We start from the raw sequence: 15377 nt of genomic DNA, 5'->3' as shown, positions 1-15377 counted from the left end.
TAAAACATAAGTAATTACTCAGGGATTTTTTAGAGAGGGAGATGCCTAAACTTTGAAATGGCATGGAGGGGCGGACAGCAGAACATCTGGTTTGAACTTCGACTTAATCATGTACGGTCTGACACCTCACTCAGTTGATTACAATATTGTAACAAATTCTGTGATGTCGATCGCACGCATGACAGACAAATCCTTATAAATTCAAGGTTTAGCTAAATCTTTGAGCCTTGTCACCAAGAAAAAATGGGACGCCCTGGGCTGGAAAATGCTGGTTTAGGCGATCGACAATACAATCTAATATGACCTGCATCATAAACAAGCATGATTCAGATCATAGATTGAGAATGATCAACTTGCTACCATGTTGTCATCATCAGGTGCATCCCCATGGAAGAAGTCCTAGCATTGATTGAACAGAAGAAGCAAGAATTTGCTAAATCTGGGCTATTTGAGTTTATGCGAGACAAAAGTATAAATCCAAGACAGCGCCTAGCTTTCGCTCCCTGCATTGCTCCTTTCGTAATGAGTTTTGGTGAATTTAATAAGTATGTCTTCCGAGAAGAACCAACCAACGATCCTCTTCAGGTAATAGTTAACAATCATACTTATGAAGACGATCATCACTGGTTGTGGTTTTTGGAAGATTTGGAAACACTGGGTATTAACAAAGTGGTCAAGTTCAGTGATGCTTTAAATTTTCTCTGGAATGAAGAAACTAAAGCTTCGCGATGGGTATCACATCAAATTTTTCGCTCCGCTTTTGGAGCCAGTCCGATCGCTAAGTTAGCAATCCTGGAAGTGATAGAAGCAACGGGTAATGTGTTCTTGTCAACGGCAGCACCAATTGCAGAAGAACTGCGAACCATTACTCAAAAGGAGCTTCTTTATTTTGGCTGCTTTCATTTGGAGGTTGAAAACAACCACAGTAAGGATTTACCTCAGCAGAGGCGATTCAGCGAAACAATACAACTGACTATTGAAAGCCGTCAAGAGGCTTTTGAGGTAGTTGAGAACTTGTTTGAAGTTTTCACGGAACTGACGGATGAGCTTCTGGTTTATGCAAAAACGCATAGCTTTGAGCAACCTTTTGCCAAACCTCGCGATATTTTGCAACCTTTAAAAGCTGCGTAGCTTACGAGATGTAAAATTTTCAACTCTTAGAACCAGACAAAATTTATTACTTACAAGGAGACTCATAATGTCAGAAGTTAACAGCAATTTTTCAACTGCGCTCGATGAACTAGCACCGACTCTTATCCATACTTGGACTGAGAAATTGGACATCGCTCATACTTGGACTGAGAATTTGGATATTGCTCATACTTGGACTGAGAATTTGGATATTGCTCATACTTGGACTGAGAATTTGGATATTTCCCACACTTCTCATATCCCGGAAGAGGAAAAACTAGAAAACTAGCCGTCGGATAAAACCTGTTGCAAACAAACTTCAGCCTCGCTCATTCCGACGAGGCTGAACAGTCATACATTTGTCTCGTCAATGCCCAAAATTAGCATCTACTATCTCTATTTGATATGAGCCATTACGACGTTGTAATTGTGGGCGGCGGCCCCGCTGGGAGCACTGCTGGCACTCTGATCAAGAAATATAATCCCAATCTGAGTGTTCTAATCCTAGAAAAAGAAAAATTCCCTCGCGATCATGTTGGGGAAAGTCAATTGCCTCAAATTAGTGATGTGCTTCAAGAAATGGGATGTTGGGACAAAGTAGAAGCAGCCGACTTCCCAATTAAAATCGGTGCTACCTATCGCTGGGGAACAGATCCGCATCCTTGGGATTTTAATTTTATCAAGCCTGAACAGTTTAAAGATGAGCGGCGTCCTGCTAAATTTGAGGGACAGAGACGGCAAACTGCTTTCCAAGTCGATCGAGCAAAATATGACGAAATTTTGCTGCGTCACGCGGAAGAAATGGGATGCTTAGTAAGAGAAGAAACGCCCGTTGTTAAAGTAGATATAGAGGGCGATCGCATTACCGCGCTGCACCTGCGGCAAGAACAAATAACTGCCCGCTACTACATCGACGCCTCCGGCCACATCGGCGTGCTGCGACGAGTTTTAGGAATTGAAACACACTGCCCGACGCGGTTGCAAAATATCGCTATCTGGGACTACTGGACAAACGCTGAATGGGCCGATGAAATCGGCGTTGGTGGCACCCGCGTACAGGTAATGAGTTTGAGTCACGGGTGGATTTGGTTTATTCCCTTGGGCCCCACTCGCACCAGTATCGGCTTTATTTGCCCTGCGGAACATTACAAGCAGATGAAACAGCGGCCAGAGGATATATATTCTCAAGCACTCAACAGCGAACCCCGCATCAGCAAGTTAATCGCTAATGCTAGCAGTACCGGAAAGATTGAAACTACAAAAGATTGGTCATTTTTGGCTGATAAAACAGTTGGAGAAAATTGGTTTTTGGTGGGTGAAGCTGCGGGTTTTGCTGACCCGATTTTAGCGGCGGGCATGACTTTAGCTCATACCGGCGCTCGTGAATTGGCTTACACGATTTTGGCATTAGAGCAGCAGAAACACGACTGCAACTGGCTTAAATCTCAATACGACCACAATCAGCGAAGCCGAGTTAAACAGCACATTCGGTTCGCCGATTACTGGTACGCTGCTAACGGTCAATTCACTGATTTACAAGAACATTCAAGGGAAATTGCGCGGGATTCGGGGTTGAATTTAAGCCCGGAAAAAGCTTTTCAGTGGTTGGCTCAAGGGGGATTTACTAATGATATTTTGGGTCAAGCTGTGATTGCTGGAGTTGAGTTGAGTTCAATTAAGCAGGTGATGCAGCGCTTCTCGCAGCAGGAGGTTCCTTGGCTACTTTCGGCGTACAATGTGTTTCAGTTAGACCTAGGGTCGGCTGATGTTGAGTTTGTAGCTGTTTATAATGCTGGTGAAATTAACCGGATCAAGTGTTATGTTAAGAACGGTCAGCGGTTGCCTGTTACAGGTTTCTATGGTTTGCTGATTGAAATTTTGAGCCGCACTCAGTACATTGAACAAATTTATCGGCAGTTGGTGCTGGTGTTTAGGGAGCGTTTTTCTGTGCAATACGCTCGAGTAGCTCTTCATCAAGCCCTTGGTTGTTTGGAGGTGATGGTGAGTTCTGGTATTGTCAAGGCGATATTAAACCCGGAGTTGTCTAAGTTGAATATTTCCATACCTATGGAAGGTGAGTTAATTCACACTCACACCGATGTGAATTAAGGCGCTACCAGAAAGCTTGACCCCAAAGCATCTCAAATCTTAAAAACAAAAAGTCTGAAGTTGGAAAATTCCAACTTCAGACTTTTACTAACTCCCCGGGTAGGATTTGAACCTACGACCAATCGGTTACACTTATCCCAACGTTTCCGAAGGGGGCGGACTATTTCATCATCCCTACAAATCATGTTTGTGATTTGTCGTCGGATGTCGGGCGCTATGAGATTTATTGGTTAGGCTCCTCATCTCTAGTCTCTGCACCTTTCCGGCTACTTGCGATCGCAACCGCTGCCTTTCGCCAGACTTGGCTCAAGATTGCCGCCACCCGAAGTGCTGCGGTTTCCTTGAATTCACCCGATTTTTCAGTATCCGTTACCGGATAGAGCTGCTATGTCACTAGGGCTTTTGGTTGATTCCAAAGGCTTGCATTCATTACAGCCGACCGCTCTGCCACTGAGCTACCGAGGATTGGGGATTTTTGTTACCCACATTTACTAACAATAGCTGAACTTACTCGATTTGGCAAGGCCTTTGAGAAACTTTTTTTTTATCAGACAGCGAGCGGGTTTCAGCAGCTAATGCAGCCCCATTCTCAACTTGGCGAGGCGCTGCTGGGATTCTGGATCGAGGGAACTGGCGAGAAAGCGACTGGAATTTTGTTTGCGGGATTTGTGCCGGCGCTCGCTGCGGCGAGCGGTGGATTCTACGTCAGCCGCTAGTTGTTCGGCGGACATCCATTCGGCACCGTAGCCGACTACGGTCAATTGCTGCGCTCGGTCTGAGGTGGCGACAATCATGCGGCCTTTGCCTTTGACCGATCGCAACTCGTAGCGCAAACTAGCACAAGATTTTTCAATATAAGTATCTGCTGTCTGACCGAAGTCAGTGTAGTGCACCGATAAATTTTTAGTAATAATTTCTTTAACGCCGGGAGTATCTCGATAGTGGGCGTCAAACACCAGCCTGGCCTCAAAATCTTGAACAGCGCTGTAGTTAACTAAAACCTCAATCAACTCGCGGCGAGCTGTTTCGAGTTCGTCGCGATCGCGCTTCTCTCGGAGTCGAGGCCAAAGTCCAATTATGTTATAGCCGTCTACAAGTAAAACTGCTTGTGATACATAGGGTGACATGGTTCAAGGCTGAAGAGCTCCAGCACGTATAGGACATTATTTGCATTGTTCATCAAAGCTTTTGTTCAATAATATTACCTATTGATGTGTAATTGCTAGGTTACATCGCAATAATATAACCCCCCAGGCCCAGCTTTACCTGAGTTTTGGGGGGTTATATTAACGGATAAATTTTCCGGCTTATTCGGCAGATTCCAACGATACGGGCGATGGCTTACGCCCCGCTTCGCTACGTACAACTGTCGGCAGGGATATTTTCTCAACAGCAGGAGTACAACCGAGCCACTGCACCGACAATTGGGCAAACTGCTGCGGGGGGCCGCTCACGCAAAAACGAGTCGGTAGCGCCGAACCAGCATTTCGCAGCCCCAAAAGCTCCAATTCTCTGGCAGCAGCAGCCACCACCCGTACCGCAGGATCGATCAATGTCACCCCAGCAGGCAAAAGCGAGCGAACCACAGGAGCCAACAGCGGATAATGAGTGCAGCCGTAAATCAGCGTATCGATGCGCTGCTGAATCAAAGGAGCCAAATATTCCCGAGCCACCTCACAAGTATAAGGGTCGTGAATCCGGTTTTGCTCCACCAGTGGCACAAAAGCCGGACAGCTAACCTGCCACACCAGGCAAGAATCGTCCATCTCCAAAATCGCATTTCGATAAGCATTGCTAGCAGCCGTAGCAGGAGTTGCAATGACCCCGATCCGCTTGCCTTGCTGCACCGCAGCCTGCGCCCCCGGCAGAATTACTCCCAGCACCGGGATATCAAATTCAGCCTGCACCATCTCCATCGCCAAAGCAGAACTGGTGTTGCAGGCCATAATGACCATTTTCACATCCTGTTCCACCAACCAGGCCATAATTTCGCGGACAAACTCCACAATTTCCGACGGCGTGCGAGTACCGTAAGGCAGCCTCGCCGTATCTCCAAAATAAAGTATTGATTCGTTAGGCAATTGTCGGTACAACTGGGTCAAAACGGTCAAACCGCCCACGCCGCTGTCAAAAATACCGATTCTTTGTTGTCCAGAGTCTGTTGTCATTTGTTAGTTGTCAGTTGTCAGTTGGCAGTTGTCACTTGTCACTGGGCACTGGTCAGTTGGCAGTGGTCAGTTGTCAGTTGCTACCAATAACAAATAACCAATAACCAATAACCAATTACCGCTCCCTCCGGCAATATATTATCTTTGTTGAAGATAAAGCAAAATGCCGCGAGCGATCGAAGCCGCCATTTGACTGCGGTAAGCTGGGTCAGAAAGCCTAGCAGCATCTTCAGCACCCGTCACAAAACCTACCTCCAGCAAAACAGAAGGCATAGAAGTCTTCCTCAAAACATAAAATCGCGCCTGCCGCACTCGGCGGTCACTCGCCCCCGTCCCCTCCAAAATACTGGCGTGAATCACCCTGGCCAAATCTTGGCCGTTATTGAAATAATAAGTCTCAATCCCACTGATATCCGGCCGACTCATATTAATCGCATTAGCGTGAATGCTGACAAACAAAGTAGCATTCACCCGTTCCGCCAAAGAAACTCTGGGGTCCAGGTCGATTTCCCTGTCGTCAGTCCGAGTCATCACCGCCTGGACTCCTTGCTGTTCCAGCAGCCTCGCCACCTGAAAAGAGATATCCAAAACAATCTCCTTTTCCTGAATGCCCTGAATCCCGACTGCCCCCGGATCGCGGCCACCGTGACCAGGATCGATTACTACTACGGCGCGGCGGTTTGAAGCTTGGGGCAACTCATCGGTTCCGAAAGTCCTTCTCGGCAAAGGCTGCAAATTGGGAGTGCGAGTCAAAGGCTGCGCGCTAGCATTCGATGATCGCAACTGCAAAGACAGCAACTGCGGGTTTGGTCTCGTCACCCTGCCTACCTCTACCCCCGATCGCGGCTGCACCCAAATCACCACAGTCTCCGCATCTTCTTGGCTGGCAGTAAACGATACAGGACTGTTGGCATCGAGCTGAGGAATTTCCCCCGCCAGGGAACTAGAGGCGATCCTGATCCAGTAAGCTCTCGACCCCTGGTCCCACCCGCTGGTATAGGAGACTTGGCGGTCAGTTCTCACCACCAGTTGCGTGCCGTTACTGGCTAAATCAATTGACTGAACTCTCGCTAAATTTCCTTGAGATTGTCTAGCCGGAGGGTCTACAGTCAGGCGGCGGGGAACCGAGGGCTGTCGTACTACACTTCCAGGCAATAGCACAACCCCGCCCAAATTGCTCACAGACGCCCGCCACTGAGTATTAGAATTCTTCATCCGCAAAGTCACGCGGGTAACGGGCGGGTCTGTTGGCAGTTGCCGGACTTCAATCTTGTCAACCCCGTGCTGGCCGTTCGTTTGAGGCTGTTGGCTGCTTAGGCCCGGCGCTAAACTCGCTCCTTCAATATCCAGGGTGGCGATGTCCCCGGCCCGACTTTGTTCAAAATTAATTTGGGGGCGACCGCCCGCAGTGCGGACTAAAAAACCGTCCGCCGTCACCTGAACGTTCTGAACTACAGTCGCCTCGGCCGACTGGGCTTGGGATGCTGAAGGTTCAACCGATAACCTTTCTCCCCCTGGCTCTGAAATCGGATTTTGAGTTTCTGCCCGCATCGGCGTTGGCAAATCCACTGTCCACTCGCTCGGAGAAATCCCCCGGAATTTTACTTGCTGAGGGTCTATAGTAAACCCGTCTTTGATCTCGACCACAATTCTGGTCGTATCGTTGTCAAACTGCCCTACCCGCACCGATTCGATCGCCCCTGAGAGCGGTCTGCTGACCGAGGGACGACCCAGACTCGTCCCCGGCAAGTCGATTACCAACCGCATCGGGTTGAAGATCAGTTGAGCCTTGGGTTGTACTCCCCCGTCTGTTGTAATGTAAAGCCGGTTCTCTGAAGCATCAAACCGCCAAGATTGCAGTCTAGCTGCTTCGGCGGCTCCGGCGAGCAAAAATACACTTAAGAAACTCGGTAGTAGCCAGTGGAATTTCACGACAGTTTTTTCCTCGTTTGCGTTACTGCCAAAAGCTGGAAGGGCGCTGCTTGCCCTCAGAGGCTTTCAGCAGTTAGCCGCCAGCAGACCGGGGGCTTGGAGCCGTCAGTTGTTGGCTAAATTGACTTTTTTATGCGTTAACAGGCTGCAAAATGCCATATCCCGGCATTTTTGAACTTTCCCGTATACTTGGGGGCGATCGGTTATAAGCAGACTGAAAGATTGTTGGCACAAGGGAATGTATTTATTTTTAGGAGCAAGAAACAAGGTGTTTCTTGAAGCTAGAAGGTACAAGTTAGAAGGTACAAGTTAGAAGGTTGAATTTTACCGTTGTTCCAGGGAGGGGTTTCATAGCTCTTTAATGTTGGTGAAGCTCGTTACGGCAAGGGTTATAATCCGCTTTACACTTGCGTTTTGTTCTAACTTTTCCTAAACTACCTCAATAACTTAACAACTTACCTTGCGAACAATCCGGATTTTCAAGATTTAGGTAACTTTTCAAGACCGACAAATGTTAGTCCCAGACCAACTGACATATTCTTTGGGAAAAGCTTTTTTGCTAACACTTTTGCTAACACATTGACAGTTAAATACAAATACATATCGCCCCTGCTCTCTTTTTTTCTGAATTTTTTAATCAGGGATTTTCGGTGCTGCTTGAAACTTAGTGGGGCGATCGTGATCGCGCCCGCCAATTTAACACTATGATAGCTAGTCCATGTTTTCAGCAGTAACGGGAGAGTTTTGTGTGTTACTTGGGCCGGCAATGCTTTGTACTTTAGACTCTTTTTGAGTGTTCGATCGACAGCCAGAGCATTGGTTAGTTGACCTGAGAAAAAGTTTTGACCGTAGATATAGTAGTTATCGCAGTTGTAAAGTTTGTTGGACAGCAAAGACAATCGATCGGCTTCTGGGTAAAACCTGTGATTTGGTTTAATGACTTGCCTTTCGACTAACTGCATAACTTGGATGTGTACTATCAGTTAGAGAAGATACACTATCTTGGTGATTGTGTCAATCTCTGACCGAAAGCATCCAGGATACAAGCCCCCGGATTCATCCGTCCAGAAATAAAAAACCTGTATCCGATGAAACTTGCCGAACGTATTTATCCGTGGGGTCAATGCTTCAATCGATTTTCGATTGACTTGCGCGAGATAAAGGCGGGGGCTTGAGAATTTTCGATTTTCGATTTGGGATTGATTCCACGGGTAAATCACGTGGCGGGTACCACCTTTGAAATTCGTGGTCAATCTCGAACCTCAAATCGACTGACTCTCAAGATAGGGAAGTTTTGTAATATAGCAACCGCCGTGACGGTGAGGACGTTCTTAATTTTTGAAACCTAAGCGGTCGATTGCGCCTTCTTGCAGGACTTCTTTTTACCTGCTCCGCTTCGCCGCTACAGCCTTCAATATCTGCTATACCATACCACCGGTGCGCTCGAGTTCTAGCAAATTTATTTTTGAGCGGGATCGATAGCTGCAAGTTATTTTTTTCCCTTAGTAATCCACGGCCCCATGTCTAATCAACAGTGCTGCAATTCGCTCTCGCCCATAGGTACAAAATTCCGGCTCATCCAGTTCAAAATTGCTTGATTTACTTGTTCCGGGCATTCATCCTGGGGACAGTGGCCGGCATTGTCTAATTCTACTAGCTCTACATAATTGGGATTGCATTCGACAAATTGGTGGGGTCGGGCGAACCGAGGGGGAATCATCCGGTCTTGTTTGCCCCAAATTAACAGCATGGGGATTGTTAAATTTCGCATCACAATCTTGACACTGGGGCAAAATTTTGAACTGCCTACAGCTTTAAATAAAGCGCAGAAGGCGCGGGCTGCTCCCCGATCGCCCGCTGGCCCTGCTAGAATTTCAACTAATTCGTCGGTAACAGCTTCGGGGTTGGAGTAGGCAAAGCCAATCCAGCGACGGACAAAGGAAGGCTTGCGGGCCAAATAAAACAAAGGTCTGAGTACGATCGGAGAAACAAACAAACTTTCAACCGCTTCGATCGCCGGAAGCAACCATCCGGGCACCGCCTCGGCTCGCACAGAGGGGTCTGGGAGGCTAATCATCACCGTGCCGGCCACCATGTCCGGGTGAGCCGCGGCTACGGCCAGACAAATTAGCGAGCCGATCGAGTTTCCTGCCAATATTACTGGCTCTCTGATAAAAGTTAGCCAAAAATCATAAACTTGATCAACCCACAAAGATACAGAGTAGTCGATCGGAGCTTTTTGGGAAGCGCCAAACCCTAACAAATCCAAGGCGTAAACGGTTTGGTTTTCGGCGAGTTGGGCGAGATTTTGTCGCCAGTGTCCGATCGAAGCTCCAAACCCGTGCAGTAAAATAATCGGCGTTCCCGATGCGCGCGGGGCCATTGGTTTGGCCGCAGAATCTTGAAATTCCAGCGCGCTTTGATTTCGTACCCCATCGGGCCGCAAATAAGTGTAGCGAGTTTGCCAACCCCGCCACATCCAGTCTCGTTGAGTTCCCACCCGTTGGTGCCACAGCAGAGAATTTGTCAATTTTGCCTCAGCTCGCAACATAAATTTACACTTGCTTATACCTATTCTACAAGGCAAATCAGGCGACTTGGGGGAGTTGTCCGACCGGGCGAGATGGGCGAGGAAAAGCGACTTTACCTCATCCTTAAGCTTTTACCCGGAATTTTTGACGGTTTTGTCATCAATCGGGCAAGGGAGCGGGCGATCGTGTGTGAAGTTAAAATAAAACTAGGCAGAAACTCAGCCAGACTGAGTAGAATAGCAAGTATTGTAAGAATTCATTTACGATCGTCCAAATATTCCCCAAGGCTTTAGCGGAGGGGACACAGGGCGCGGTAGTACGTCCGGTAAGGGTAACACCTTATAAAACAGTTCGATCGTCAATCGTGAAAAATTGACCGTTCAAACCTGTAACTATCAAGAAGCTTCGCTATTAAACTACTGCTTGTAAAACCATTCATGCCTGTGATTGAAAGAAGACAAAATCGCAACCTACCCCAGATCAACGAAAATATTCGATACCCCAAAATCCGGGTGATCGATACCGACGGCGCGCAACTAGGGATACTGACGCCTGCAGAAGCGCTGCGCCTCGCAGAAGAAAAAGAACTCGATCTCGTACTTGTCAGCGACAAAGCTGACCCGCCCGTATGCCGGGTAATGGACTATGGGAAGTACAAATTCGAGCAGGAAAAGAAAGCGCGAGAAGCAAAGCGGAAGCAGCACACTGCCGATGTTAAAGAAGTGAAGATGCGCTACAAAATTGAAGAACACGACTACCAAGTGCGCCTCAAACTAGCAGACCGCTTTATCAAATCTGGGGACAAAGTAAAAGCCACGATCATGTTCAGAGGTCGGGAAATCCAACACAGCAACTTAGCAGAGGACTTGCTGAAGCGCATGGCTACAGATTTGCAGGAAATCGCAGAAGTGCAGCAAGCCCCCAAAAAAGAAGGACGCAGTATGATGATGCTGCTGTCGCCCAAGAAAGTATAAATACATAGTCATTAGTGAGCAGTCATCAGTTATAAACTGGTGACTGATAGCTGATGACTTCCGAAGTTAGTCAGGAATAAGCTACCACACAGGGAAATCAACGCTGCATGGAAAATTTTCAAATCAGCGGTTCGGCGGGAGTAAGACAAGGAGTGCTGCGATCGCTCAACCTGCGATCGGAAGAAGTAGAGCGAACCATACTGATGTTCGTAGTATATACTCTAACCTCCGTCGGGCTGATCTGGCTGGAACTCAGCACAGTAGGTCTTTTTCTCGATGAATTTGGTGCAGACAAAATGCCTTTTATCTACATAGCCAGTGCCTTTATCGGTTCTGGCTTGGGATTTGTCTACTCGTGGCTGCAAAAAATCCTGCCGCTAAGGCGCACCGTAGTGGTTGTTCTGGCAATGATGTCGATACCGCTATTTTTGTTTCGATTCGGCATTGGCTACGAAAATATTAAGATAGCTGGCGTCAGCATCGCTTTTATTACTATTTTTTTGATGTGGCTGTGGGTAGAAGCTTGCTATGTCCTCAACGACCTTAATACTTCTATCACTTCCAACCAACTGTTTAATATTAGAGAAATCAAGCGCACCTATCCGCTAGTCAGTAGCGGCTATCTAGTAGCTGGAGTAGTCAGCGGATTTTCTCTGCCTGTTTTGCTGTACGTAGTCGGACTCAAAAACGTTACGCTCATATCGGGGTTGATGGTGGCGACAGGCTCGGTGTTGCTCTACTACCTCACGGAAAAATACAGCCAAGCATTCCCGGAAACGGCTCACTGGACGGATGACGACGAAGACGACGACCAAGAAGAATTTACCGCCCGCAAAGTTACAGGCCCACTTCAAAAATACGCCGTACCTCTAGTCAGTTTCTTCATCCTCGCAGAAGTCGTCTACGTGCTGGTAGATTTCCAATTCTACAGCCAGTTAGAATACCAAAACCCGGGGGACGGAGCTAGCTGGATCGCTAGCTTCCTGGGCATTTATGAAGGCATACAAGGCCTGTTTCAAGTGGCGACTCAGTGGTTCGCTTCGAGCAGGTTGGTGGAAAGAATCGGTGTATTCGTGACGGCGATGATTTTGCCGGCGGGCATCGCTATACTCGGGGTGCTGACCATAGGAGCATCTCTGGGCCAGCTAGTATCTGTGTTCATCGGGCTAATACTGCTGAGATTTTTAGACGAACTGCTGCACTACACGCTGTTGGAAACCGTTAGCCCGGTTTTATTTCAACCGATTCCCGACAATATTCGATCGGGAATTCAAACTTTGGTCAACGGTGTGGGCGAACCTTTGTCCTGCGGAGCTACAGGAGTAGGCATCCTGATTATGCTGTGGGTGACAGGCAAAATACTTCCCCAGCAAAATGAAGAGGTATTTCACGACCAGCAAAGCTTGATATTTATTGGCGCGATCGTCATATTGGCACTGTTGTGGGTGTTTGTTGTATGGCTGATCCGCTCTCAATACGTGGGTTTGTTGGTCAAAAGTGCGGAGCGGGGGCGCTTGGGCGTCACAGACGTTGACCTCAAAGCTCTCAAGCGCGCAGTGGTGGAAACTCTACAAAAGCCGGGGGGCGAAGATGAAAAGCGCTCTTGCATAGAACTCCTGACGCAAATTGACCCCAAAAATGTCGGAGAAGTTCTGGCTCCCCTCCTCGATTCCCTGTCCCCTGGTTTGCAGCGCCAGAGCTTGGAAACGATGCTGCAACACCCGAACCCCGCTTATTTAGAATCTGTCCGCGCACTATCGCAGCAATCTTTGCCGCCGGAGGTTCTGGCCTTGGCTTTGCGTTACATCTGGCTGACGGAAGCTGAACCGAATATTGAGAGCTTGCGGCCTTACTTGCAGCCGACGGTCGATCCGGTGGTGCGGGGTACGGCGGCTGCTTTAATTATGAGAAGGGGCGATCGCCTGCAAAAGGCAGAGGCCACTAACACGCTGCGCCAAATGCTGACGCACAAACAAGAGCGGGAACGTGTTATGGGGACGCGGGCTCTGGGAGAAGCTGATTATTTGCAAGGACTGCGGCTGCATATCCCCAATCTGTTGCAAGATGAATCTCTGCGAGTGCGCTGCGCTCTGTTAGACGTGATTTCGTCTACTCATTCGGAAGAATATTATCCTTCGCTGCTGCGCGGACTTGGTTACAAATCGACTAGGGAAGCGGCTTTGCAGGCTATAGTCAAACTTCACAACGATGCCATTCCTTTGCTCGTTTATTTGGCTGAGGACATCCACAAGTCGGATTTGGTCAGGTTGCAAGCTTGGACGGCTCTGGGTCAAATTGGGACAAATGAGGCGATCGACATTTTGGTGAGCAATTTGATGACGGCTTGGGGAACGACGAGGCGCAATATCCTCCGCATCCTGTTGAAAATGCCTTCTGAAGCGGGGATAGAAGGGGTTCTAGACCGCATCGGCCGTAGCGGCTTGGAAACTCTTATCGAACAGGAGTTAATGTTTATCGGTCAAATTTATGCAGGTCTGGTAGATTTGTCTGGGGTAACAAGCTACGGCAATTTCTCAGAGCGAGATGCCAAAAGCGCCCGCGAACCAGGGAACGATACGGCTCAATTGTTGCAGCGGGCTCTGGCGGGGTTGGAAGCTGATGCTAGGGAACGGTGTTTTTTGCTGATGAAGTTTCTTTATCCCCTGGACACGGTACAAGCCGCTGCTTTCAACATCGCTTCTGGCCAACCTTCTTTGGTTGCTAGGGGATTGGAAATTCTCGATAATACTGTGGATATAGCTAGGAAGCGATCGCTCATCAATTTGTTAGACCAACACTCGGAAAGAGAAAAATTGAGCAACCTCTCGGAATTGATGGTTTACAAACCTCTAGCCCCTAGCGATCGTTTGCGGCGCTTGCTAGAATTGCGCCACTTCCTTTCGGATTGGGCCTTGGCCTGCTGCTTTCACTTGGCGAGAGAAGCGCGCTGGAGTCTTACGGCTCAACAAACTCTCGTCTGTCTGCAACACCCGACGGGTTTTGTCCGCGAAGCAGTGTTAGCCTATTTGAAAATAGCCTCGCCACGGGCTTTGGTCGAATTGTTGCCCAGGCTGCAAAATGACCCCGATAATTTGGTATCCGCTCAAGTTGAAGAAATGATGGCAGAGTTGGGTGCTGGGGGGAAAAGGTAAAGAAGGAAGAAGGAAGAGGGAAGAGGGAAGAGGGAACAAAAAGAAACTATGCCCAATGCCCAATGCCCAATGCCCAATGCCCAATGCCTCTTCCTCTTCCTTTGTTTAAGTTTAAATTAATCATTGCATCTCATTATGTTAACAAGCGTCGAACGCCTATTGTTTGTGAGGGAGGTTCCGATTTTTAAGGAACTGCGGGATGATTTTCTCGTGCGTCTAGCATCGGTAATGGATGAACTTTCATTTCCTTCCAAGCACAGGATTTTTACGGAAGGACAAGAAGGTCGGTCTCTATATATTTTGGTATCGGGAACGGTGCGGGTGCATATAGGCGATCGAGATTTGGCACAGTTGAAAGCGGGGGCTTGTTTCGGGGAAATGTCGCTTTTTGATGCAGAACCTCGATCGGCTTCTATTTCTACTGTCGAACAATCCGAGTGTTTGATGCTGACTCAAATGCAGCTATACGATGCGATTGATGAAACGCCGGGAATTGCGGTGAATATTATTCGCTTGCTGTCGCGCCGGATTCGGGAGTTGAATCAAAAGTTGAATGCTAAAGAAGCCATGATGCCGCCTACAGAGACGGTGAGAGTTCCTGAAATGCGATGAAATTGGGGAAGTGAAAATTGTGTTTTTAGTCGATCGGTAATTCTGCACAATTTATCTTTTTTAAGGTGCGAATAGCGATTACGAATACGCACAATTTCTTTGGTAGATTACACAATGCCAGGGTAATCACATCTTAATAGAGATACCTAAGATCGGGAATTTATTCAAAAAAGTGACAGCAGTATTCAAAAGATATTCGTGAAGTAAGACCCCCCAATTTAGTAGGTTGGTGATAGCCCGCTACCCACCAAATTGGGGTTCTACCTCATAGCGATTCCGGTTGCACTCCTCATGATTGTTGACTGTTGACTGTTAACTGTTAACTGTTAACAGTTGACGGTGAGTCAAAAAACTGAAAGTTGCGTTGATATTTGTTGGCAGCTTCATTCGACTTTACCATGACGATCAAGCGCGGATATGATATCATTCCGGCGCAGGCGGAATTGATATAAGTTCCGGTTAAAGAAGAAGTCCGCCTGCGCGGACGCAAGCTTGTGTAGCGCCAGACTTCAGTCTGGTGGACTATTTCAGTGAATGTCGGATGTTTGCAAAGGCTCAATTTCCGGCCAGCATAGCTTTCTGTCCTTCCGAAGAAGTGGCGTAGCCCAAGAAATCCTTAACTGCTTGGCTAGGAGGATTTTTGTAAGCGTAGTACAACTGCCGCTTGTAAGGATAGTTACCTGCATCCGTTGTCGCACCGTTGACGGGAACAACGCGCACCGTTCTCTGATTGACTACTTGAGCGAAAGTCGCATAGCCAATGCCGTT

At 47.9% G+C, this 15377-nt stretch carries 12 protein-coding genes; 6 read left to right on the top strand and 6 right to left on the bottom strand.

The window, feature by feature from the left end:
• Positions 1-387 precede the first annotated feature (387 nt).
• The 3 genes from QUA83_RS22990 (at position 388) to QUA83_RS22980 (ending at position 3240) form a co-directional block, all read left to right on the top strand.
• Entirely contained in the window at positions 388-1131 is a 744-nt protein-coding gene (locus tag QUA83_RS22990; RefSeq protein ID WP_333296094.1) for a hypothetical protein, read from the top strand.
• Positions 1132-1198: 67 nt separating this feature from the next.
• Positions 1199-1420, top strand: coding sequence for a hypothetical protein (locus QUA83_RS22985; protein WP_333296092.1), 222 nt, complete (start codon positions 1199-1201; stop codon positions 1418-1420).
• A 116-nt stretch (positions 1421-1536) separates the two neighbouring features.
• A complete protein-coding gene (locus tag QUA83_RS22980; protein WP_333296090.1) occupies positions 1537-3240 on the top strand; it encodes an NAD(P)/FAD-dependent oxidoreductase in 1704 nt (567 codons plus the stop codon).
• Between the two features lie 572 nt (positions 3241-3812).
• On the opposite strand, the gene QUA83_RS22975 is transcribed toward QUA83_RS22980, so the two are convergent.
• The 5 genes from QUA83_RS22975 to QUA83_RS22955 form a co-directional block, all read right to left on the bottom strand.
• The gene (locus QUA83_RS22975) at positions 3813-4367 is read right to left on the bottom strand and encodes an NYN domain-containing protein (RefSeq protein WP_006635267.1); all 555 of its coding nucleotides are present in this window, start codon (positions 4365-4367) and stop codon (positions 3813-3815) included.
• 180 nt (positions 4368-4547) lie between these two features.
• A complete protein-coding gene (murI, locus tag QUA83_RS22970; protein ID WP_333296088.1) occupies positions 4548-5408 on the bottom strand; it encodes a glutamate racemase in 861 nt (286 codons plus the stop codon).
• A 138-nt stretch (positions 5409-5546) separates the two neighbouring features.
• Complete coding sequence (locus tag QUA83_RS22965) at positions 5547-7340, bottom strand: N-acetylmuramoyl-L-alanine amidase (RefSeq protein ID WP_333296086.1); 1794 nt, start codon at positions 7338-7340, stop codon at positions 5547-5549.
• A 479-nt stretch (positions 7341-7819) separates the two neighbouring features.
• A complete protein-coding gene (locus QUA83_RS22960; RefSeq protein WP_333296084.1) occupies positions 7820-8302 on the bottom strand; it encodes a hypothetical protein in 483 nt (160 codons plus the stop codon).
• Positions 8303-8868: 566 nt separating this feature from the next.
• Positions 8869-9891: an alpha/beta fold hydrolase gene (locus QUA83_RS22955; RefSeq protein WP_333296081.1), complete on the bottom strand. Its 1023-nt coding sequence runs from the start codon at positions 9889-9891 to the stop codon at positions 8869-8871.
• A 417-nt stretch (positions 9892-10308) separates the two neighbouring features.
• Between QUA83_RS22955 and infC the strand changes: the two genes are divergently transcribed.
• From infC to QUA83_RS22940, 3 genes are all read left to right on the top strand, one after another.
• Complete coding sequence (infC, locus tag QUA83_RS22950; RefSeq protein WP_006635262.1) at positions 10309-10845, top strand: translation initiation factor IF-3; 537 nt, start codon at positions 10309-10311, stop codon at positions 10843-10845.
• A gap of 107 nt (positions 10846-10952) precedes the next feature.
• Positions 10953-13997, top strand: coding sequence for a HEAT repeat domain-containing protein (locus QUA83_RS22945; protein ID WP_333296078.1), 3045 nt, complete (start codon positions 10953-10955; stop codon positions 13995-13997).
• Between the two features lie 135 nt (positions 13998-14132).
• Positions 14133-14609: a Crp/Fnr family transcriptional regulator gene (locus QUA83_RS22940; protein ID WP_333241478.1), complete on the top strand. Its 477-nt coding sequence runs from the start codon at positions 14133-14135 to the stop codon at positions 14607-14609.
• 555 nt (positions 14610-15164) lie between these two features.
• Here QUA83_RS22940 and QUA83_RS22935 read toward each other — a convergent pair.
• On the bottom strand, positions 15165-15377 hold a 213-nt coding region (locus QUA83_RS22935; RefSeq protein ID WP_333296076.1), incomplete at its 5' end, for a substrate-binding domain-containing protein.

It is taken from the genome of Microcoleus sp. K1-B1 (assembly GCF_036704705.1).
Taxonomy (GTDB): Bacteria; Cyanobacteriota; Cyanobacteriia; order Cyanobacteriales; family Microcoleaceae; genus Microcoleus.
Note: the sequence above shows the minus strand (reverse complement) of the source record. Positions and strands in the feature narration are given on the sequence as shown.